Origin of the sequence: Tetragenococcus halophilus subsp. halophilus DSM 20339 (assembly GCF_003841405.1) — a bacterium.
GTDB lineage: Bacteria > Bacillota > Bacilli > Lactobacillales > Enterococcaceae > Tetragenococcus > Tetragenococcus halophilus.
On sequence record NZ_PXYA01000002.1, the window covers coordinates 346075 to 366924 of the forward strand.

A 20850-nucleotide genomic window follows, 5' to 3' on the forward strand; every position below is an offset into this window, starting at 1 on the left:
TATTCTGCCCAGCCACATCTGTCACTAAGGCGAGAAGCGGGTGCTTCTACTTCCATTTCTCAACTTAAACACTATACCATATAACCCTATCTACGTCAATTATTTATACTATTTTTCTTTATTATTCGCTAATTCCCCAATTTCTTTTTCTGTATTTAGTCCGTTTGTTCAAAATGACCAAATACAGATAGTTCTTATTGTAACTTTTGACGGTTTCTTCTTTTATCGATTATGGTAAATTAGCAATTACAAATATTAAAAATTATCTGACGATTCAGAAATTTATTTATTTATTTATAAAAAGGGGGATGAGAAAGTGAAAGCAAAAAAACTAACATTATTAGGCGCTATTTCTGCTACATTACTATTAACAGCTTGTCAAGGAAATTCAACAAACCAAGACACCCAAGGTAACAATGCCCAACAAGATTTAGAATTAAGTTCTTCAGCAGCTATCTCTACAATGGAGCCTAGTCAAGCTGGTGACACAACTTCAACTTTGGCTATGAGCCAAGTTTTTGAAGGTCTTTATGTTTTAGGACCAGATGATGAATTGCAACTAGGAGTTGCTGCAGAAGAACCTGAAATCAGCGAAGATGAAACAGTCTATACATTTACTTTAAGAGATGATGCCGAGTGGTCTGATGGCACCCCTGTTACAGCTGATGATTTTGTCTTTGCTTTTCAAAAAATCACAGATCCAAAATATGCAGCACCCAACGCTGATGTGCTTTTTGATGTAGTGAAAAATGCCCGAGAAATCAACTTAGAAGATGGCGATATTGACACATTAGGTGTCAAAGCAATTGACGATAAAACATTAGAATTTACCTTAGAACGGCCTGTTCCTTACTTCAAGTCACTACTAGCTTACCCAGTATTGTATCCGCAAAATAAAGAATATGTAGAAAACCAAGGGAAAAAATATGCTACTGACTCAGATCATTTAATTTATAATGGTCCATTTAAATTAAGTGATTGGAGCGCTTCTGGTGACGATTGGGGTTATGAAAAAAATGAGAGCTATTGGGATAAAGATGAAGTCAAATTAGACAAAGCAAATGTCACTGTAGTAAAAACACCTTCTACAGCAATTAATTTATATACGACTGATGCTTTAGATATGATTGATAAACTAAGCAGTGAATACATCCCAACCTATAAAGACGATCCATCGTTTGAATCCGTCGAACAATTTACCACTTTCTTTTTGAAAATGAATAGTGAGCGCGATGGCAAAAAGAATGCATTAGATAATGAAAATATTCGTAAAGGGATTGCCCAAGCATTTGATAAGGAGAGCTTTGTAAAAAATATACTACAAGATGATTCAAACCCAACGGATCACTTAATTCCAAAAGGGCAAACTAAAGCTCCTGATGGTAAAAAAGATTTTACTGAAGTAGCAGATGAAAGAAATGATTATCTATCATATGACCCTGAAAAAGCCAAAGAAGCTTGGGAAAAAGGGAAAGAAGAACTTGGTGTTGATAAAGTAGAACTTGGTTTCTTAACTGACGACACCGAAGAAGCTAAGAAAAATGCGGAATTTTTCCAATATGAACTACAAGATAACTTACCTGGTCTAGAAATAACTGTTGAACAAGTTCCTTTTACTGTTCGCGTAGATCGCGACTCCAACAAAGAGTATGATTTAGAACTAGCAGGTTGGGGAACTGATTACCGTGACCCACTAACAGTAATGCGTATCTTTATGTCTAGCAGTGATTTAGGAGGCGTTACTTACAGTAATGAAGATTATGATAAGTTAATCCAAGATACAAGAGAAGATCATGCGGCTGATAAAGAAGCACGATTTGATGATTTTGTTGAAGCACAAGATATACTAATTAACCAAGATGCAGTGATCGCTCCTATCTACAATAGAAGTCTTTCTACTTTAGTAAATCCAAGTGTTAAAGACTTACACTGGCATGCCTACGGACCAAGTTATAATCTGAAATGGGCTTATAAAGAATAAGTCGGATGGTAACATAGCATCTTAAGCAATAAAATATCCGAACGAACAAAAGATTGTTGCTGCAATAAGCAGACCTTCTCAAATGTAGTTCGGATATTTTTACTTATGACATAAGCTCTGGTGATCACTCTAGCTCGTTTTCCTGATAAAATTTTAACGCTAGTTGTAACGACAAGGCAATATTAGGTTCAGTAATATCTATGGCCAAAATATTTTCAATGCGTTCAATACGGTATATCAATGTGTTGCGATGAATATAGAGCTTTCTTGCGGTAACTGCAATATTTTGGTGATTAGCTAAATAACTTGCTAAAGTTTGTAGTAAATTTAGCTGATTCTTTTGATCATAAGCAATAAGTTTGTATAAATAATGCGCAGAAAATTCGGCAGCAGCTTGAGTAGAAATTTGTTCTGATAAAAAGGTATCTAGATAAAATTCATTTAAAAAATGAATCCCAGTTTGTTTTGCAGCGATTGTTTTTAACATATTGGTTGCTTCAGAATAACTTTTAGCAACGGATAAAACCGACTGACTAGAACCTACTACAACCGAAAAGTGTAATGTCCGATTGATTTGTTGCTTTAAGTACTTCAACAATCTTTTTAATACTTTACTTTGTTCAGCTTGAATGGCAGCCTTTTTTGTCTCTTTTGCATTACCTAGTAGTCCTATCAATTGATTCCCTTGTTTAAACACATTTGAATCTAAGAAATTATTTTGAATATAGCGATGTAGAGCTGACAATAACATCTGCATCGCCTGTTCTTCGTACTTACGTTGTTCAAAAAGTGTTTTATCCGTAAGTTTGGGAAAATACACAGAAATAATATAAACAGAATATTCCAGCTCTACGTTGATATCTATATTAAAAGACCTTAAAGTTTCAACGTCTGTTATTTTTTCTGCAAATAAACGAGCAAAGAAATCACGATAAACTTGATTGTTCACTCGTTCTTTTTCAATTTGATGAGCGACTTCTAAAGCAATAGACATGGTACAACTTTCTAAGGCAATATGATCCGTATTCACTAGCGAACGATTCGTTAAATAAACAATAATATAACCATAATTAATTTGATTAAAAAAAATCGGCATAACACAACATAAAATTTCTTGCCCGTTTTTATATAATTTACGATAAAATGGGTGTTGTAACTGCTCTACATTTTTAGGAAGGTTTTGCAAATTTTGTTTCGGGAAATGATACGCTTTTCCTTGCTTCATTAAGCTAGTACGTAATTCATTTTCAAAACCTGTTAAAGACAAAACTTCCCAATTAGATGTAGTAACAAGGACAGGATTTTCCACAATTGCTCTGAGTTTTTTGGCAATATAATCGATACCGCCATTATTTAAAGAAGATTCGAAAAATTGCGAATAAATATCTAATGTAAATTGTTGTTCACTTGCTAAATCAGAAGATAATTGATTCATTATCATCTTTAAAATTTTTGAAAAAGCAATCCCATAAGGTATTTCAATCAAAGGAATCTCCAATTGTTGACTAAGTTTTATAAGATCACTCGGAATTTCTTTAAAAAACTGCCCTGTTTTAATACAAACTGCGGCAATATTTAATTCCTGAAAATGTTGGAAATAACGTTTTTGCTGGGCATAGTTTTCATAGAAAAAGTAACCTGATGTAATAATCAGTTCTCCTGCTGTCAGCCAATCATCTGCTTTAGGATTATCCAAGATATTAGCCCCCGTAATGTTATGATCCATCCCTAGATCATCCCCAGTGAGTAATTTAAAGTTATGCGCCATTGGTAATTTCAGAAATTCAGCAATATTCATGGCAAACACTTCTTTCTTTAATAATTTGTATAAGTATATATGATTTAAAAGATAGAAACAATAAATAAACTAATTTTTAAGGAGTGAAAAAATGAAACAATTGATCCGAAACGCCCGACTAGAAACTGGTTACCAAACAAAAGATGAAGTAGTGATAAAAACAAACACTGAAATAACAGACCTATTAATAGAGGAAGGTCACTTTACCAAAATCGGTCCTCATTTACAAGAATCAGCGGATGTCACGATAGATGCTAAAAAGCAGCTATTACTCCCTAGTTTACGTGAAATGCATATTCATATCGACAAAACTTATTTTGGCAATGGTTGGCAAGCCCCTATTCCAGCAAAGAATGGTATCTATACTCGTTTAGAAGAAGAAAAAACATTATTGCCAGAACAATTAGAAGTTGCTGAACAACGTGCCCATACTATGATACAACATTATATTCGGCTCGGGCACACCCATATCCGTACGCACGTAAATGTAGACCCGCAGATTAAAACGAAACATGTACAATTGGTTAAGCGTGTTTTACAGGACTATGAAAATCAGATTACTTATGAAATCGTTGCTTTTCCTCAGCATGGATTGCTACGTAATGGTTCAGAATTTCTAACTATCTTAGAGGATGCATTAAAATTAGGTGTGACTCACATTGGTGGTGTAGATCCTGCTTCTTTGGACCGCAATATTGGCGAGGTTTTAGCAACAACTTTTGCTTTAGCCAAAAAATACAATGTTGGCATTGATATGCATTTACACGACCGTGATACGCTAGGCGCTTTTGAAATCCATCGCATCTTAGACTTTATTGAGCAAAAGAAATTCTCTCAGCCAGTCACTCTCAGTCATGCATTTGCTTTAGCAGGTATTAGTGACAATGAATTAGATGAATTAATGCAACGAATGGCCGAAAATAAAGTAGATGTCACCACCACAGTGGTTATTAGTGATGAAAATCTTACCCTTCCAGTTAAAAAATTATACGACAATGGTGTCACGGTTTCCTTTGGTCACGATAGTTTAACCGATCACTGGTCTCCTTTTGGTACGGGCGATACGATTCAAAAATTAAATTTATTTATTGAACGTTGCGGTTATATCGACGAGTACCAGATCAGTCAATCTTTAAGATATGCTAGTGGTGGTATTACGCCTTTAAATGAACAGGGAGAACAAGTTTGGCCAAAAATCGGTGATCAAGCAAATCTTATCTTAGTAGATGCCGTAAGTAGTGCTCACATGATCGCCCGCCAGTGTCCTATCTCAACAGTAGTTTCTGCTGGTGAAATCATTTATCAAACAGATATTGCATTGAAAGGAGCTTACCGTGGATGAAAACATTAAAAAATGTGCGCTTAGAAACCGGAGAATACTTTGATAACCGACATCGACTGCAGACAAAGACAGAATTATTTGATCTAAGAATTGACGGCAAAAAAATTACACAAATCATACCGACTAAGCAAAACTCAGAAGAAGCTGGTATTGATATGCAAGGACAACTATGTTTACCAGCCTTCAAAGATATGCATAACCATTTAGATAAAACCTACCTATCCTTGCCTTGGAAAGCTTGTATACCTAGCAAAAATTTAGCACACCGCTTAAAATTAGAAGCAGAAGAATTAACAGAATTAGCGGAAACCACTGAGCAGCGAGCTTCTACAATGATAGAAAAATATTTGGCTAGCGGAGTAGACCACATCCGTACCCATGTTAATATTGATCCTTTCATCGGTTTAAAAAATCTTGAAGGTGTTAAACAAGCACTGAAAAAATATGAAAAATATTTAACAGCAGATATTATCGCTTTCCCGCAACATGGTCTACTTGCCCATCCTGAAATGCCAGATTTGTTAAGAAAAGCATTAAATTCAGGAGCAAGCATGTTGGGCGCTTTAGACCCAGGAGGAATCGATCAGGATATTGAACGTTCTTTACAAATAACGATGGACATTGCCAAAGAATTCCAAGTAGATGTTGATATGCATTTTCATGATCCTGGCCAATTAGGCTATTATACAATGGATAAGTGGTTGGACATGGTTGAAGAACAAGATTTTAAAGGAAAAACAGGCTTTAGTCATGCTTTTGGATTATGCGATTTGTCAAATAAAGCATGGGAAAACATCTATCCACGCTTACAAGAACACGCAGTTCAGATTCTTACAACCATTCCTATCAGTATGAAGAAAAAGCTCTTACCTATCGAAGCCTTACAAAAGGCTGACATTTTTGTTGGTATAGGTTGTGATGGCTTTTATGATTCGTGGAGTCCTTATGTATCGGGAGATGTAGTAGAAAAACTACGTAATTATTGTGATTATACTGGAAAAAGTAATGAACAAGCTTTAAGACAAAGTTTAAGTTTAATTACCAATAATCTTACACCTCTTGATGAAAATGGACAGAAACAATGGCCCGAGGTCGGTGATACAGCCAGCTTTGTTTTCACTGATGCTGTATGTAGTGCGCAAGTTGCAGCTCGCATACCGGAAAAAAGAATACTAATGCATGAAGGAAATTTTTATTCTTCTAAATAAAATTTTAATCCCAAATTTGAACAAAAAAACTAGTAAGTAAGAAGGAAGGTAGTCATTCCTCTTACTTACTAGCTTTTAATTTTAGTTCATTATTATTCAGCAGCTAGAGCGGCTTTATTAATATAATTATATGGTTGGTTGAAATGTGGTAAGAAGAATAAATCAAGCATGCCCAATTCGTCAATCGTTACTTGGCGTTCAATTGCTAGTGAGAACATATGAATCGCCATAGAAATATCTGAAGTTGTAGAAGACATTTGTGCGCCTACAATACGGCGAGATCTTGTTTCATAGACAATACGTAATTTTACCGAGTCATTTTCTTTCATAAATTCTGGTTTTTGTGTGTCTTCAATATCTGTATATTTAACATCTAAATTAAATTTAGCTGCCGATTCCACAGAATAACCAGTTGATACCATATGATGTCCAAAGATTGAAATACCGTTTGATCCTTGAACTCCTGGAGATTCTACCGGATTACCCGCAATATTTTCACCAGCAACAATGCCTGTACGTAGAGCATTTGATGCTAGAGCAATATAAGTCGTTCCTTGTAAAGCATTTGAATAAACAGTCGCACAATCTCCTACTGCATAAACATCGGGGTCACTTGTTTGTTGGTGACGATCTACTAGATAAGCTCCGTTTACAAACAATTCTAAATGATCTTTTGCCAATTGATTGTTAGGCAAAAAACCGATCGCGTTAATCACTAAATCAACGTCATATTCGCCTTTTTCAGTCACGATCTGTTCCACTTTGTCTGAACCTTTATATTCCTTAACCAACTCATCATAATGCAATTCAATACCATGATCAGCCAAATTTTTGTCCATATCATCAGTAAACCAGGTATCATAATAATTAGGTAAGCAACGGTCTAAGGCATCAAATAACAATACATTTTTATTACGACGTTTAGCAGCTTCTGCCATTTCTACACCGATATAGCCAGCGCCAATAACTGCGATATTTTTCACATTTTCATTTTCAAACATTTGGTCTATATTTTGACCTTCTTCATATTTTTTCATAAAGGTAATGTTTTCTAATTCACGACCAGGCACCTTAGGAGAGATAGGAATGGATCCTGTAGCTAAAACTAGTTTGTCATAGCTTTCTTCGACCTTATCACCCTGCTGTGTTATGGCATGAACCACTTTTCCATCAAAGTCAATAGATTCAACAGTTGTTTGTGTACGTACTTTAGCGCCTTTAGCTTCAAAATCTTCCCGATTCGTATAAAACAAGCCGTCTACACCGTCAATTTGTTTACCTACCCATAAAGCAGTGCCACAACTTAAATAACTAAAATTTTCATTACGCTCAATCATCACAACTTCTTGATCTGAATTATCTAAAATAGCATTTGCTGCTGCTAGACCTGCATGATTCGTTCCTATAATTACTGTTTTTGCCATCTATTTTTCCTCCCTTATTTTACATATATAATATATCAAGATTGTGAAGATAAGAACTATCAATATTTTTTGCACAACCTAAAGAATTGCAAGGAAATTCACATGAAAAACTAAATCAAAGGATTTGAATCATAGAAAAATTATCTATAAAAATTTATTTGTGAAAAAGGAGGAATATTATAACTTTTTTTCACAAAATAAAATGTTCACTATGAACCTCGTATTTCTGCGAACTTCACGTTAATCATCGACAAAACTTGCTGAGATATCTCCAAACTTTCTACAAAATTCAATTGCTCTCCATTAATTTGGATTTTAGAACTATGATTATAATTTTCATACCATGCAGCGTAACGCCGGTTTAATTCTTTATAATAAGCATCCAAACTAGGATTGTTAATTAGGATATTCTAGCTTTTTTCCTCTAAAAAACCTTAAGATTTGACTTTTTTTCTTATAAAACGTTTTGATTACTTAACGAGAACCTATTAATTTAGTAAAATGTTTAAAGGATAAAAAATGAAAACAGAAAGAGGGACAACATGTTATTTCAGGGAAACGGTCGATCAAACGGAAAAATCATTTTAATTGGGGAACACTCTGCTGTTTATGACAAAGCAGCTATTGTTCTCCCTTTTAATGACACGCAGATTCATGTGACTGTGCAACAAGCGCCTAGAAACTTTTTAATGTCACGTTATTATATAGGTTATTTAACAGACGCTCCTGAAAATCTACAAAGTATCAAAGAACTAACTTATAAATTACAAACTTATTTACATACACCTAATTTTCAGTTAAATATCAATAGCACTATTCCCGTTGCCAGGGGCATGGGATCAAGTGCTGCCGTTGCTATTGCCATTACGCGTGCTTTTTTTGCTTGGAAAGAACAGTATCTTGATCAAGAAACTTTACTATCCTTTACTGATTATGCTGAAAAAATTGCACACGGTAATCCTAGCGGAATGGATGCTGCGGCTGCTAGCAGCAAGGAACCTATTTTTTTTGAGCATAAACAATTCACTACCTTTCCGATGAATATTGACGCTTACTTACTTGTGGCTGATACGGGGGTTCTTGGCCAAACAAGAGCAGCTGTTAAGTCTGTCTCCCAACGATTAAAAACATTTCATAAGCAAACGAGTCATGCAATTGAAGAACTGGGCTTATTAACTGAACGAGCAAAAGAAGCCATCATTATGAACCAACCGGAAATTTTAGGCGAAGTTATGAACCAAGCACAAAATCATTTACGATCATTAACAGTCAGCAATAAATTGTTGGATGATTTGATTCAATTTTCTTTAGAAAACGGTGCTTTAGGAGCAAAGTTAACCGGTGGAGGCCGCGGCGGGTGCTTTTTAGCCTTAGCTAAAACAAAAGAAGAAGCTGAAGAATTAGCCCAACTTTTACAAGAAAGAGGCATAAAAGAAAGCTGGATACAAGGATTAGGAGTTTACCAATATGCATAATGGAAAAGCTAGAGCATTTACTAACATCGCGCTAATTAAATACTGGGGCAAAAAAGATCCACAGTTGATTTTACCTATGAATAATAGTTTATCTTTAACATTAGATGCTTTTTACACTGAAACAAGTGTTTCTTTTTCTAAGGAGTATACAGCTGACAGCTTTTATCTTGATGGTCAATTGCAAGACGAAAAGTCTACAGAAAAAGTTAGGCGGTTTTTAGACTTAGTTCGTGAACAAAGCCAGATTTTTGAATATGCCATTGTTCAAAGTCAAAATTTTGTCCCCACAGCAGCTGGTCTGGCTTCTTCTGCCAGTGGCTTAGCTGCTTTAGCCGGTGCTTGTAACGATGCTTTAGGACTTAACCTTTCCGATAAAGAGCTATCCCGTTTGGCTAGAAAGGGGTCTGGCTCTGCTTGCCGAAGCATCTATGGCGGATTTGTCGAATGGGAAAAAGGAGATTCTGACCAAAACTCCTACGCTTTTCCTGTACCGTCTAACCATTGGGAAGATGAATTGGCGATGATTTTTATCCTTATTAATGATAAAGCCAAAGATATTTCTAGTAGAAATGGTATGCAACGTACAGTAGGCACTTCAACTTATTATACCGATTGGGTAAAAAACGTTGATGTAGATATAAAAAAAGCAAGAGAAGCCATTATTGAACACGACTTTCAAGCTTTAGGCGAAGTAACCGAAAGTAATTGTTTAAAAATGCACGCGACGACTCTAGCGGCTTCTCCACCCTTTACTTATTGGACACCTGATAGTCTAAGAGCAATGAACAAAGTACATGACATGCGTCAGGCGGGTCAAGATTGTTATTTTACTATGGACGCAGGTCCCAATGTAAAAGTTCTTTGTCAAAAAAAAGATAGCCAAAAGATCTATAATGAGTTGCAAAAAGAATTTCCTGTAGAACAACTAGTGATGGCTTATGCAGGAAAAGGAATGGAAACTTTAGAAACGGAAGTGGCAAAATGATTGAGGTCTCTACCCCGGGAAAATTGTATATCGCAGGCGAATACGCTGTTGTTGAACCGGGTCATCTGGCGATCATAGCAGCTGTAGACCAATTTATTAATGTAACTATCGAAAGTGCAACAGAAAACGGCAGTATTCAATCCCAGCAGTATAGCGACCTACCTATACGCTGGACAAGAAGAGAGGGCGAACTGGTTTTAGACCATCGTGAAAATCCTTTCCATTATATTTTAGCTGCTATACGTTTAACAGAACGCTACGCTAAGGAACAAGGGACTTTATTAAGTTTTTATCATTTAAAAGTTACTAGTGAACTTGATAATTCTAGTGGGCGCAAATACGGTTTGGGTTCAAGCGGTGCAGTTACAGTAGGAACAGTTAAAGCACTTAATTTGTTTTATGACTTGCAAATGGATCCACTGATGCAATTTAAAATTGCCGCCCTAGCTCACCTCGCTGTTCAAGGAAACGGTTCTTGTGGTGATATTGCTGCTAGTTGCTTTGGCGGTTGGTTAGCTTTTTCAACCTTTGATCATCAGTGGGTAAAAAAAAGACAAGAAACCTGGAAAATCAGTGATCTACTTAAAAGCGATTGGCCAAAACTTTCTATTCAACCGCTACAGTCTCCTAAAAATATGCGTTTATTAATTGGTTGGACAGGTAGTCCAGCCTCTACTTCTGATTTAGTCGATCAGGTGAATCAGTCCAAAGAAGATAAAGACGATATACAAAAGAATTATGAACAATTTTTAACTGATAGTCATCATTGTGTAGAAGATTTAATGGATGGTTTTGTTAAAGATGATGTGACAAAAATAAAAAAAATGATTAGAAAAAATCGGACATTACTGCAAAACCTGGCTAAAGCAACAAATGTTGTAATTGAAACCCCCGCTTTAAAACAATTGTGTGATCTAGCGGAAAATTGTGGTGGCGCAGCAAAATCTTCGGGCGCAGGTGGCGGTGATTGTGGCATTGTGATCGCCGATCAAAAGACAGGAATTCTGCCTTTAATGAGCAAATGGGAAAAAGCAGACATTATACCATTACCTTTACATGTTTACCATTATCGAGGAGGACCCAAATGAACCGAAAAGATGAACATGTTTCACTTGCAAAAGCATTCCACAAACCACATCATAATGACTTTGATGAAGTAAGAATTGTTCACCAATCTTTTACTTTAAATCGTTTTAGCGATGTATCTATTCGTACTGAATTATTCCAACGTGAGTTTTCTAGTCCTTTTTTTATTAATGCGATGACTGGAGGCAGCGAATGGACGAAAAAAATCAACCAGCAGTTAGCGATTGTCGCCAGAGAAACTGATTTAATGATGGCTACAGGTTCGGTTTCTACCGCCTTAAAAACACCTGAAACCAAAGATTCTTTTTCTATTGTTAGAAAAGAATTTCCTGATGGTTTTTTATTGGCTAATATAGGCGCTGGTTCTTCTTTAAAAAGCGCGCAACAAGCAGTTCATTTGTTTCAAGCAGATGCTTTACAAATTCATTTGAACACTCCTCAAGAGCTTGTAATGCCTGAAGGAGATCGCGATTTTGCCGACTGGCTTTTTTTACTAGAAGAAATCGTAGAGCATATTGAAGTTCCGGTTATTGTCAAAGAAGTCGGTTTTGGTATGAGCAGGGAGACGATTAATCAAATACTGGCAACAGGCGTTAGAACTATTGATATCGCGGGTAGCGGCGGTACCAGTTTTACACAAATCGAAAATGCTCGTCGAAAAAAAAGAGAATTTAATTATTTAGACCAATTTGGTCAAACAACAGTCGAGTCTTTGTTAGAAGCAAATGAAATTTCCCAAGAATTTAATTTGATCGCATCCGGCGGAATTCGAAATGCCTTTGATATTTTTAAATCTCTTTGTTTTGGTGCAAAGATGGTAGGCATCTCTGCTACAATTTTAAATTACCTATTGACCAATGGTTGCCAAGCAACCATTGAACTTATCGAACAATGGAAAAATGAATTAAAAACCCTTTATACGATGAGTGGTGCCTTAAAAACTTCTGATTTAACATCCGTTCCTTTAATTTTATCTGGGAATCCCGAAAATTGGTGTCAGGCTAGAAACATTGACATAAAAAAATATAGTATGCGTAAACCTGTATAAACAAAGCCTTCCACTTTGTTTATACAGGTTTTTTTATAAAAAAAAGACTAGTGCTATACTAGCCCTTAATCTTATGATTTTATTCAAACAACTATTCTTGTGATTCGTCTTTTTCTTCTTGCGATTGTTCTTCAGCATTTCTATCTTCATTATTTGCCTCTTCTGAAGGTTCTGGTGTGTTATCTGTAGGAGGCACTGAAGTGCTTTGTGCTGTTTCTTCACTATAAGTTGGTTTTACTGTACGAATAGACGCACGGTCAAACTCTAAAAAGATTCCTTCACAATCAAGTGTCACTGTCTTTTTGTCATCATCAATTTCTGAAACTACGCCATGTAAGCCACCAATTGTTACCACTTGGTTGCCTGGACGCATGCTATCTAATACCTCTTGACGTTTTTTTTGCTGTTTCTTTTGTGAACGTTGCATAAAATACATCAAAATGATGATAGGTACCAGCATTATAAGTATTTCCATTATTTTTTCACCTCAACTTTTATCGTTTCATTCTCTACTTTATCAGAAGCAAGTACTTTTCACTAGTATTTTTCTAGAAAGTTAGAAATTTTTCGCATTTTCTTCATTAAATCCGTACGCTTCAAAAAATTGTTCCCGAAATTCAAGTAACTGGTCGTCTCTTATCGCTTGACGAACTTGTTCCATCAAGTGTAATAAGAAATAAAGATTATGGTAAGTCGTTAAGCGTATACCAAATGTTTCATCACATTTTAATAAATGCCGCACATAAGCCCGCGTATAATTACGACATGTATAACAATGACATTGTTCGTCGATCGGACGGAAATCTCGTGCAAATTTTGCATTTTTTACAACCAAACGACCTTTTGAAGTCATACAAGTCCCGTTACGAGCAATCCGAGTAGGCAATACACAATCAAACATATCAATGCCACGAATGGCACCATCGATTAAAGAATCGGCCGCGCCCACGCCCATTAAGTAACGAGGTTTATTTTCAGGAATCAAAGGCGTTGTATATTCTAACATACGATTCATTTCTTGTTTAGGTTCTCCTACAGATAATCCCCCGATAGAATATCCTGGAAAATCTAAGCTCACCAAGTCTTTCGCACTTTGTTTTCGTAAATCTTTATAACCTGCCCCTTGAACAATGCCAAACACGCCTTGTGTTTGAGGATTAGCATGAGCTTTTAATCCTCTTTCTGCCCAACGCGAAGTGCGTTCAATAGAATCTTTCACGTAGTTATAGCTTTCGTCATAAGGTGGACATTCATCAAGGCTCATCATAATGTCTGAACCCAATTTATTTTGAATATCAATTGCCTTTTCTGGAGATAAAAACATCTTTAAGCCGTTTAAATGATTACGAAAATGAACGCCTTTTTCTTCAATATTACGCATATCAGCTAAAGAAAATACTTGAAACCCTCCGGAATCAGTCAAAATAGGTTGATCCCAATTCATAAACTTATGCAAACCACCTGCTTCGGCTACAAGATCTTCTCCTGGACGTAACCATAGATGATAAGTATTACTTAAAATAACACCAGCGCCCATTTCTTTTAATTCTTCTGGTGACATCGTTTTTACTGTAGCAAGTGTACCTACTGGCATAAACATTGGTGTTGGAAAAGTTCCGTGCGGAGTAATTAATTCGCCTAAGCGAGCGCCAGTATGCTTTTCTTTTTTGATCAATCGATATTTAATGGCGGGTTGTGTCATCGTTTCGCCCTACTTTCTTAAGTTTATCAGTTAAAAAATACCCTTAACTTTCAAAATATTTACAAACCACCTTTTATCATAAAGGTAAAAACAAGATTTTGCAATATCCAAAGAGACTATTGATACTTCTTAGTTTTGCTTTTTATCGCCCTCTGTTATACTATTTATAAGATAACAATATCTAAACAGATAAAGGAGGGTTTTTATGAAATCAAATGCTGAATTACGTGCTGAAGCTAGACAAATGCTAAAGGGGCGCTGGAAAGAAAGTGTGTTAATGAACTTAGTTCCCGTACTGATTACATTTGCTATAATTGCAATTATCACGATACCCGCTATATTATTTCTCAGCCAAAACTTCCAAGCTATAAATGAACCAACTGCTTATAATACTGGTTCTGATGGATCGAGTGGTAGTTCTTCGGGATTTATTTCAGGGCTTATCACTACTTTTTTTACCGTAGCTATGAGCTGGACATTTTTGGATATTTTACGGGGAAAAAAGGAAATTATTCGTCCATTTAGGGATGTTTTCCGAACTTTTCGCGCTCCCTACGCTTTAGCAGTTCTTGTTATTTACTTGCTGACGGCAATATTCCAATTTTTGTGGACATTATTGCTTGTCATTCCTGGTATCATTAAAGGCTATTCTTATTCACAAAGTTATTTTATCTATTATGATACTTATGAAAAAACAGGAGAAACTCCTCGTTACCTTGACTCTATTACTGCTAGTCGACATTTAATGGACGGTTTTAAAGCAAAATTATTTTTCTTAGATTTAAGTTTTATCGGATGGCATATTCTTTCTTTCCTTACTTTAGGAATTGGTTATCTTTGGTTAATGCCTTATATCTACGCTACCAAAGCAGCGTTTTATGACAGCTTGCCTAAAGAGTAAATAAAATGATTATAAACATTTGGCTAGTAAGACAGCACTTTATCATGTGCTGTCTTTTTTTTGCCCATACAAATATCACAACGAGAAATAAAAAAACCAAACGTCTTCCCTTCATCTTATCGATAAATGTGAAAACATTTGATTTTAATTTTATTTAATAAACATCGCATCGCCAAAGCTAAAGAAACGATAACGCTCGTCAACCGCATGTTGATAAGCGTTTAAAATATTATCTCTACCAGCAAAAGCACTGACCATCATCACAAGTGTGGATTTAGGTAAGTGAAAGTTGGTAGAAAAAGCATCAACAACTTTAAATTGATAACCAGGCGTGATAAAGATATCCGTCCAGCCGCTATCTGCTTTAATCTCTCCATTAAATTTTGTTCCAATCGTTTCAAGCGTACGAATGGAGGTTGTTCCTACAGCAACAATTTTTCCGCCCTGCGCTTTTACTTGATTCAAACGATCTGCTGCATTGTCTGTTAAGCGATAAAACTCACTATGCATATCATGATCTTCAATATTTTCAACGCTCACAGGACGAAAAGTGCCTAATCCAACATGTAGCGTTAAATATACAAGTTCGATCCCTTTTTGCTGGATCTTATCTAATAACTCTTGGGTAAAATGCAATCCAGCTGTTGGCGCCGCGGCTGATCCATTTTCTTTAGCATAAACGGTTTGATAACGTTCCGGGTCATCTAACTTTTCTTTAATATAAGGAGGCAGTGGCATTTCACCTAAAGCTTCTAGGTTTTCCAAAAAAATACCTTCGTAACTAAAACGAATCATTCGTCCACCATGGTCTAGTTCTTCTTCCACTACCGCTTTTATACGACCATCGCCAAAAGTAATTTGGGTGCCTACTTTGGCTCGTTTAGCAGGCTTTACTAACGTTTCCCAAACGTCACCTTCAGTGTTATTTAACAATAAAACTTCAAGATGTGCGCCTGTTTCTTCTTTTTCTCCATATAAACGAGCAGGTAATACTCTTGTATCATTCATAACCAGCGCATCTCCAGGATGTAACTCATCGATAATGTTATAGAAATGCTTATCTTGCAATTTTCCAGTCTTTGAATCTAATACTAATAGACGAGAACTTGTACGATCTTCTAATGGTGTTTGCGCAATTAATTCTTCAGGTAAATCAAAATCAAAATCTTCTGTAGTTAACATTGTTTTCACTCTTTTCTACACAATCTGTTTTACATTTTAGCACTTTTCTTCCTTGCTTCAAAGCTTGCCATTCTATTTATAGAATTGTGTTATAATAAAGATATATTTCTTCTGTATAACAGCCAAAAAAGATGCGGTAGTATAAGTCTTATTCTCTTTGTAACTTTGTCCATAAAAAATGTTACTTTTAGTCAAAATCTTATTTATGCATATTTCTTACTAAATATAAGCTTCAAGCAAATTATTTACAATATATATCGCTTATTCGTTCGTAAATCAATCATTTTATCATTTCCAAAAGACACAAATGTTTGTTTTTTGAACTTAACTGTTGTATTTTTTTAAGTTTTATGCATATTATATAATATAGAGTAACAAATAAAAAAAGTTTGAGGGTGGAAAATTTGATTGAATTTCAAGATGTATCAAAAATCTATAAAGGTGGCAAAAAAGCCGTCGACGATATCTCCTTTATAGTCGAAACAGGAGAAATGGTTTGCTTAATTGGCACAAGTGGAAGTGGAAAGACAACATCTATGCGAATGATCAATCGTATGACTGACCCCACAAAAGGAAAAATTTTGATCGATAACCAAGACGTTACAGATATTAATCCAGTAGAACTTCGTCGCAGAATTGGATATGTTATCCAAAACATTGGGCTCATGCCTCACATGACTATTCGAGATAACATCACAGTGGTTCCTAAGTTATTAAAAACATCACAAGATGATCGAAATAAAACTGCAGAACGCTTGATTAAGCTAGTAGAAATGCCAGAGGAAATGTTAGACCGTTATCCACATGAATTATCCGGTGGACAACAACAACGTGTCGGCGTTATACGAGCTTTAGCAGCCGACCAAGATGTCATCTTAATGGACGAGCCGTTTGGTGCTTTAGATCCGATTACACGAGACTCTTTGCAGGATTTAATTAAAGATTTAAATAAACGGTTAAAAAAGACGATCATCTTTGTAACTCATGATATGGATGAAGCTTTAAAACTAGCTGATCATGTAGCCATTATGAGCGAAGGAAAAGTCATCCAATATGACACGCCAGAAAATATCTTACAAAGTCCAGCCAATGAATTTGTTGAAGAATTACTAGGCGAAGATCGTTTGATGCAAGCTCAACCCGATAATACTTTAGTTAAAGATGTAATGACAACTGCCGTTACAATCACTTCCGAAAAATCAATACAAGAAGCGATTACCTTGATGCGCGAAAAAAGAGTAGATACTTTACTAGTAACAGACAATCGCGAAATTTTAAAAGGTTTCATTGATATTGAAACAATTAATCGAAGAAGCGATCGTACAATGAGCGTTGGTGATATCATAAAAACAGACGTCTCATCTGTAAAAGAAGATACGCTTTTACGTAACACATTACAACGTATTTTAAAACGTGGACTGAAGTATGTCCCTGTCGTTGACGATAAAAATCGCGTTGTCGGTATATTAACTCGTGCTTCATTAGTCGATATCATTTACGATGTCTTATGGGGAGAAGAACAATCGATTAGAGATGCTGTCGAGTCATTTAAGCCAGAAGATACAGAGGAGGTCTAGATTATGCAAGCCTTCTTTTCAGAATATGGTTCACAATTAATGAGTAACCTATTTGAACATATTATTATTTCATTCATGGCACTGTTTTTAGGTACCTTAGTCGCAATTCCTTTAGGCGTTTTATTGACAAGAACCAACAAAATCGCCGGTATCGTGATCAGTACTGCCAGTGCTTTACAAACTATCCCAGCACTAGCTCTACTTACTTTAATGATCCCATTTCTTGGTGTAGGACGAGCACCTGCAATTGTTGCACTATTTATTTATTCTCTATTGCCGATTTTGCGTAATACATATATCGGTATGGAAAATGTAGATCCCAACTACGTAGATGTAGCAAAAGGCATGGGCATGACAAATATCCAATCGATTATAAGTGTAGAACTGCCAATTGCAGTCCCTACTATCATGGCTGGAGTACGATTAGCAGCTACTTATGTTATTGCTTGGGCAACACTTGCTTCTTATATTGGCGCTGGCGGTTTAGGGGTCCTAATCTTTAGTGGTCTGGACAATTACCAACCAGAACTAATCATTGGGGGTACCGTTCCTGCGATTTTACTAGCGATAATTGTTGATTACTTGTTAGAAAAATTAGAAACATTCCTTACTCCAATTTCATTAAGGGGGGGAAGCGAACAATGAAAAAAATGAAAAGTTTTATTTTATTTTTAGGTGGACTACTTTTATTAGCAGGCTGTTCCTTTCCTGGTCTAGCCTCAAATCAATCTGAAGATACAGTTGCGATTACTGGTGGTATCACCACTGAATCACAGATCTTAGCTAGTATGGTTGCAGGTATGGTCGAGCATTATACAGACAAACAAACGTCCATTATTAATAACTTAGGAACAACGAATATTAATCATGAAGCGATGATGAATGAAGATGCTGATATATCTGCCGCTCGCTACACTGGAACCGATGTTGCTTCCACCTTACTTCTGCCGCCAGAAAAAAATCCAGATAAGGCATTGGACCTTGTACAAAAAGAGTTTAAAGAACGTTACAATCAGGACTGGTTGGCATCTTATGGTTTTGATAATACCTATGTTTTCTTAGTGCGTAGAGATACAGCAGAAGAATACGGTTTAGAAAAAGTCAGTGACTTAGAAGACGTCGCTGATGAGTTGACGGTGGGTGCTGACCGAGCATGGATGACACGTGAAGGTGACGGTTACCCAGGATTTACGCAAGAATACGGTTTTGAATTTGACCAAATCTATCCAATGCAGATTGGTTTAGTTTATGACGCTCTAGCTGCGCATCGAATGGATGTTGTATTAGGCTATTCAACCGATGGCCGGGTTGCAAGTTATGATCTTGTGATGTTAGAAGATGATCGCCAATACTTCCCGCCTTATGATGCTTCTCCAATTATAAATGATGAGTTAGCCCAAAGGGATCCGGAAGTAAAAGATGCCCTCGATCGACTCGCTGGTAAAATTGATACAGAAGCAATGCAAGAAATGAATTATCAATCAGATAATAACCTGGTTGAACCATCGATTGTGGCCGAACGTTTCCTAGAAGAACATAATTATTTTGAAGATGAGGAGTGATGGAAAATGGATATGAGTCAAATGAATTTAATGCAACAATTTATTTATTACTTTCAAGAAAATGGAAGTTACGTTTTTTCTCAATTTATTCGTCACTTCTTAATCTCGATTTATGGAGTGATCTTTGCTGCGATAATTGGTATACCTATTGGTATTATCATCGCAAGACGTACAACATTAGCTAGTTGGGTCGTTCGAGTCGCAAATATCATCCAGACTGTTCCCCAATTAGCTATGGTATCTATCTTGATGTTTGCCTTTGGCTTAGGTGTCAATGTAGTTATTATTACCGTATTTTTATATTCTCTATTACCGATTATTAAAAATACGTACACAGGCATGACACAAGTAGATAAAAACGCGCTGGACGTAGGCAAAGGAATGGGGATGACGGCCTGGCAGCGACTGTATATGATCGAATTGCCCTTATCTATTTCAGTGATCATGGCAGGTATTCGAAATGCTTTAGTGGTCGCGATTGGAATCACTGCCATCGGTACTTTTGTTGGTGCAGGTGGATTAGGTGACATTATTGTTCGTGGAACGAACGCAACTGATGGTGCCGCCATCATTTTAGCTGGTGCATTACCAACCGCTTTAATGTCAATTTTAACTGATTGGTTATTAGGATTAGTTGAACACCAACTAGATCCGTCCAGTCGTACTAGCAAAAGTTAATACTAGAATAAAAAGAAAACTAAGCTACTTTACATTTAACACAACAGTTGAATGTAAAGTAGCTTGGTTTCTTTTTTTGTATTTTAGTCTTCTTTGCTCATCTCACGATTTTTATTAGCAGCAGCTTGAACAGCTTTCATAACACTAGCACGAAAGTTGCTTTCTTCCAGGGATTGAACTGCTGCAATCGTTGTACCTTTAGGTGAAGTGACCATATCTTTTAATTCTGCTGGATGTTTCCCGGTTTCTGCCACCATTTTGGCTGCTCCTAAAACAGCTTGACTGGCAAATTCATAAGCATCGCCTCGGGACAATCCTTCTGCTACCGCACCATCCGCTAGAGCTTCGATAAACAAATAAACATAAGCTGGGGCTGAACCTGAAACACCAACAACAGCATCAATAACCTCTTCTGAAACGACTTTGGCCTTCCCAAATTTGTTGAATATATCTACAACAATTTGTATCTGTTTGTCAGAAACAAGTTCGTTTGGCGAAATAGAAGTCATCGCTTCATTGACCATGGCTGGGGTGTTGGGCATTGCACGAATGATTTTATGTGGCCCAGTTAACTCGGCAATTTGTTGAATACTAATCCCAGCTGCAATTGATACAAGAAGGTGTTCTTCTTGTAAATATGCCTTTATTCGAGGAAGTATCTGAAGCAAAATTGCTGGTTTGACTGCTAAAATAACCACATCCGTTTGTTCAAACAATTCTTTTTCATCTATAACTGCCTGAATACCATACTTTTTTTCTACTTCTTGCAAAGTTGGTTCATAACGATGATTATAAACAAAAATTTCTTCTTTCTTATAAATATTAGAAGCAACTAAACCTGCAATAATTGCCTGAGCCATATTTCCTGCTCCATAAAATCCGATCCGATGTCTCACATCAA

At 36.2% G+C, this 20850-nt stretch carries 18 protein-coding genes and 1 other annotated feature (1 of these 19 only partly in view); of the genes, 12 read left to right on the plus strand and 6 right to left on the minus strand.

Annotated elements, in window-relative coordinates; translation table 11 throughout:
- Positions 1-58 (minus strand) — a sequence feature (ribosomal protein L20 leader region) (it extends 81 nt beyond the left edge of the window).
- A 258-nt stretch (positions 59-316) separates the two neighbouring features.
- Positions 317-1981 carry a peptide ABC transporter substrate-binding protein gene (locus tag C7K42_RS07345; protein WP_014123622.1) on the plus strand — a complete coding sequence of 555 codons (1665 nt, stop codon included), beginning with the start codon at positions 317-319 and terminating at the stop codon, positions 1979-1981.
- Between the two features lie 124 nt (positions 1982-2105).
- On the opposite strand, the gene C7K42_RS07350 is transcribed toward C7K42_RS07345, so the two are convergent.
- Positions 2106-3779: a PucR family transcriptional regulator gene (locus C7K42_RS07350; RefSeq protein ID WP_103099787.1), complete on the minus strand. Its 1674-nt coding sequence runs from the start codon at positions 3777-3779 to the stop codon at positions 2106-2108.
- Between the two features lie 91 nt (positions 3780-3870).
- Here C7K42_RS07350 and C7K42_RS07355 point away from each other — a divergent pair, with 91 nt between their 5' ends.
- Positions 3871-5121 carry an amidohydrolase gene (locus tag C7K42_RS07355; protein WP_014123619.1) on the plus strand — a complete coding sequence of 417 codons (1251 nt, stop codon included), beginning with the start codon at positions 3871-3873 and terminating at the stop codon, positions 5119-5121.
- The gene (locus tag C7K42_RS07360) at positions 5118-6329 is read left to right on the plus strand and encodes an amidohydrolase (RefSeq protein ID WP_094244023.1); all 1212 of its coding nucleotides are present in this window, start codon (positions 5118-5120) and stop codon (positions 6327-6329) included. The genes C7K42_RS07355 and C7K42_RS07360 overlap by 4 nt, the downstream gene beginning before the upstream one ends.
- A 92-nt stretch (positions 6330-6421) precedes the next feature.
- Here the strand turns inward: C7K42_RS07360 and nox are convergent, their stop codons facing one another.
- Positions 6422-7753, minus strand: a complete 1332-nt coding sequence (gene nox / locus C7K42_RS07365; RefSeq protein ID WP_094244024.1) for a H2O-forming NADH oxidase — start codon at positions 7751-7753, stop codon at positions 6422-6424.
- 542 nt (positions 7754-8295) lie between these two features.
- Between nox and mvk the strand changes: the two genes are divergently transcribed.
- Genes mvk through fni form a run of 4 tightly spaced genes read left to right on the plus strand, consistent with a single transcriptional unit; the run spans position 8296 to position 12347 of the window.
- A complete protein-coding gene (gene mvk / locus C7K42_RS07375; RefSeq protein WP_014123615.1) occupies positions 8296-9228 on the plus strand; it encodes a mevalonate kinase in 933 nt (310 codons plus the stop codon).
- The gene (gene mvaD, locus C7K42_RS07380; RefSeq protein ID WP_014123614.1) at positions 9221-10213 is read left to right on the plus strand and encodes a diphosphomevalonate decarboxylase; all 993 of its coding nucleotides are present in this window, start codon (positions 9221-9223) and stop codon (positions 10211-10213) included. The genes mvk and mvaD overlap by 8 nt, the downstream gene beginning before the upstream one ends.
- Positions 10210-11301 (plus strand): phosphomevalonate kinase, encoded by a 1092-nt coding sequence (locus tag C7K42_RS07385; protein WP_014123613.1) that lies wholly within the window; start codon positions 10210-10212, stop codon positions 11299-11301. Before mvaD ends, C7K42_RS07385 begins: the two co-directional genes overlap by 4 nt.
- Positions 11298-12347 (plus strand): type 2 isopentenyl-diphosphate Delta-isomerase, encoded by a 1050-nt coding sequence (gene fni / locus C7K42_RS07390; RefSeq protein ID WP_103097255.1) that lies wholly within the window; start codon positions 11298-11300, stop codon positions 12345-12347. Before C7K42_RS07385 ends, fni begins: the two co-directional genes overlap by 4 nt.
- Before the next feature lie 91 nt (positions 12348-12438).
- On the opposite strand, the gene yajC is transcribed toward fni, so the two are convergent.
- Positions 12439-12822: a preprotein translocase subunit YajC gene (gene yajC, locus C7K42_RS07395; RefSeq protein ID WP_014123611.1), complete on the minus strand. Its 384-nt coding sequence runs from the start codon at positions 12820-12822 to the stop codon at positions 12439-12441.
- Between the two features lie 81 nt (positions 12823-12903).
- Complete coding sequence (tgt, locus tag C7K42_RS07400) at positions 12904-14049, minus strand: tRNA guanosine(34) transglycosylase Tgt (RefSeq protein WP_103099786.1); 1146 nt, start codon at positions 14047-14049, stop codon at positions 12904-12906.
- 205 nt (positions 14050-14254) lie between these two features.
- Here tgt and C7K42_RS07405 point away from each other — a divergent pair, with 205 nt between their 5' ends.
- Complete coding sequence (locus tag C7K42_RS07405) at positions 14255-14950, plus strand: DUF975 family protein (RefSeq protein WP_069028559.1); 696 nt, start codon at positions 14255-14257, stop codon at positions 14948-14950.
- A gap of 150 nt (positions 14951-15100) precedes the next feature.
- Here C7K42_RS07405 and queA read toward each other — a convergent pair whose 3' ends face one another.
- Complete coding sequence (queA, locus tag C7K42_RS07410) at positions 15101-16132, minus strand: tRNA preQ1(34) S-adenosylmethionine ribosyltransferase-isomerase QueA (RefSeq protein ID WP_069028558.1); 1032 nt, start codon at positions 16130-16132, stop codon at positions 15101-15103.
- A gap of 404 nt (positions 16133-16536) precedes the next feature.
- On the opposite strand from queA, the gene C7K42_RS07415 reads away from it, so the two are divergent.
- The 4 genes from C7K42_RS07415 to C7K42_RS07430 are packed head-to-tail and all read left to right on the plus strand — an operon-like array spanning position 16537 to position 19949.
- Positions 16537-17709 (plus strand): betaine/proline/choline family ABC transporter ATP-binding protein, encoded by a 1173-nt coding sequence (locus C7K42_RS07415; RefSeq protein WP_069028557.1) that lies wholly within the window; start codon positions 16537-16539, stop codon positions 17707-17709.
- Between the two features lie 3 nt (positions 17710-17712).
- A complete protein-coding gene (locus C7K42_RS07420; protein ID WP_069028556.1) occupies positions 17713-18354 on the plus strand; it encodes an ABC transporter permease in 642 nt (213 codons plus the stop codon).
- A complete protein-coding gene (locus C7K42_RS07425; RefSeq protein WP_069028555.1) occupies positions 18351-19271 on the plus strand; it encodes an osmoprotectant ABC transporter substrate-binding protein in 921 nt (306 codons plus the stop codon). Before C7K42_RS07420 ends, C7K42_RS07425 begins: the two co-directional genes overlap by 4 nt.
- Positions 19272-19277: 6 nt before the next feature.
- Positions 19278-19949 carry an ABC transporter permease gene (locus C7K42_RS07430; RefSeq protein ID WP_061841206.1) on the plus strand — a complete coding sequence of 224 codons (672 nt, stop codon included), beginning with the start codon at positions 19278-19280 and terminating at the stop codon, positions 19947-19949.
- A gap of 83 nt (positions 19950-20032) precedes the next feature.
- On the opposite strand, the gene proC is transcribed toward C7K42_RS07430, so the two are convergent.
- Complete coding sequence (gene proC, locus C7K42_RS07435; RefSeq protein ID WP_094244026.1) at positions 20033-20845, minus strand: pyrroline-5-carboxylate reductase; 813 nt, start codon at positions 20843-20845, stop codon at positions 20033-20035.
- Positions 20846-20850 lie beyond the last annotated feature (5 nt).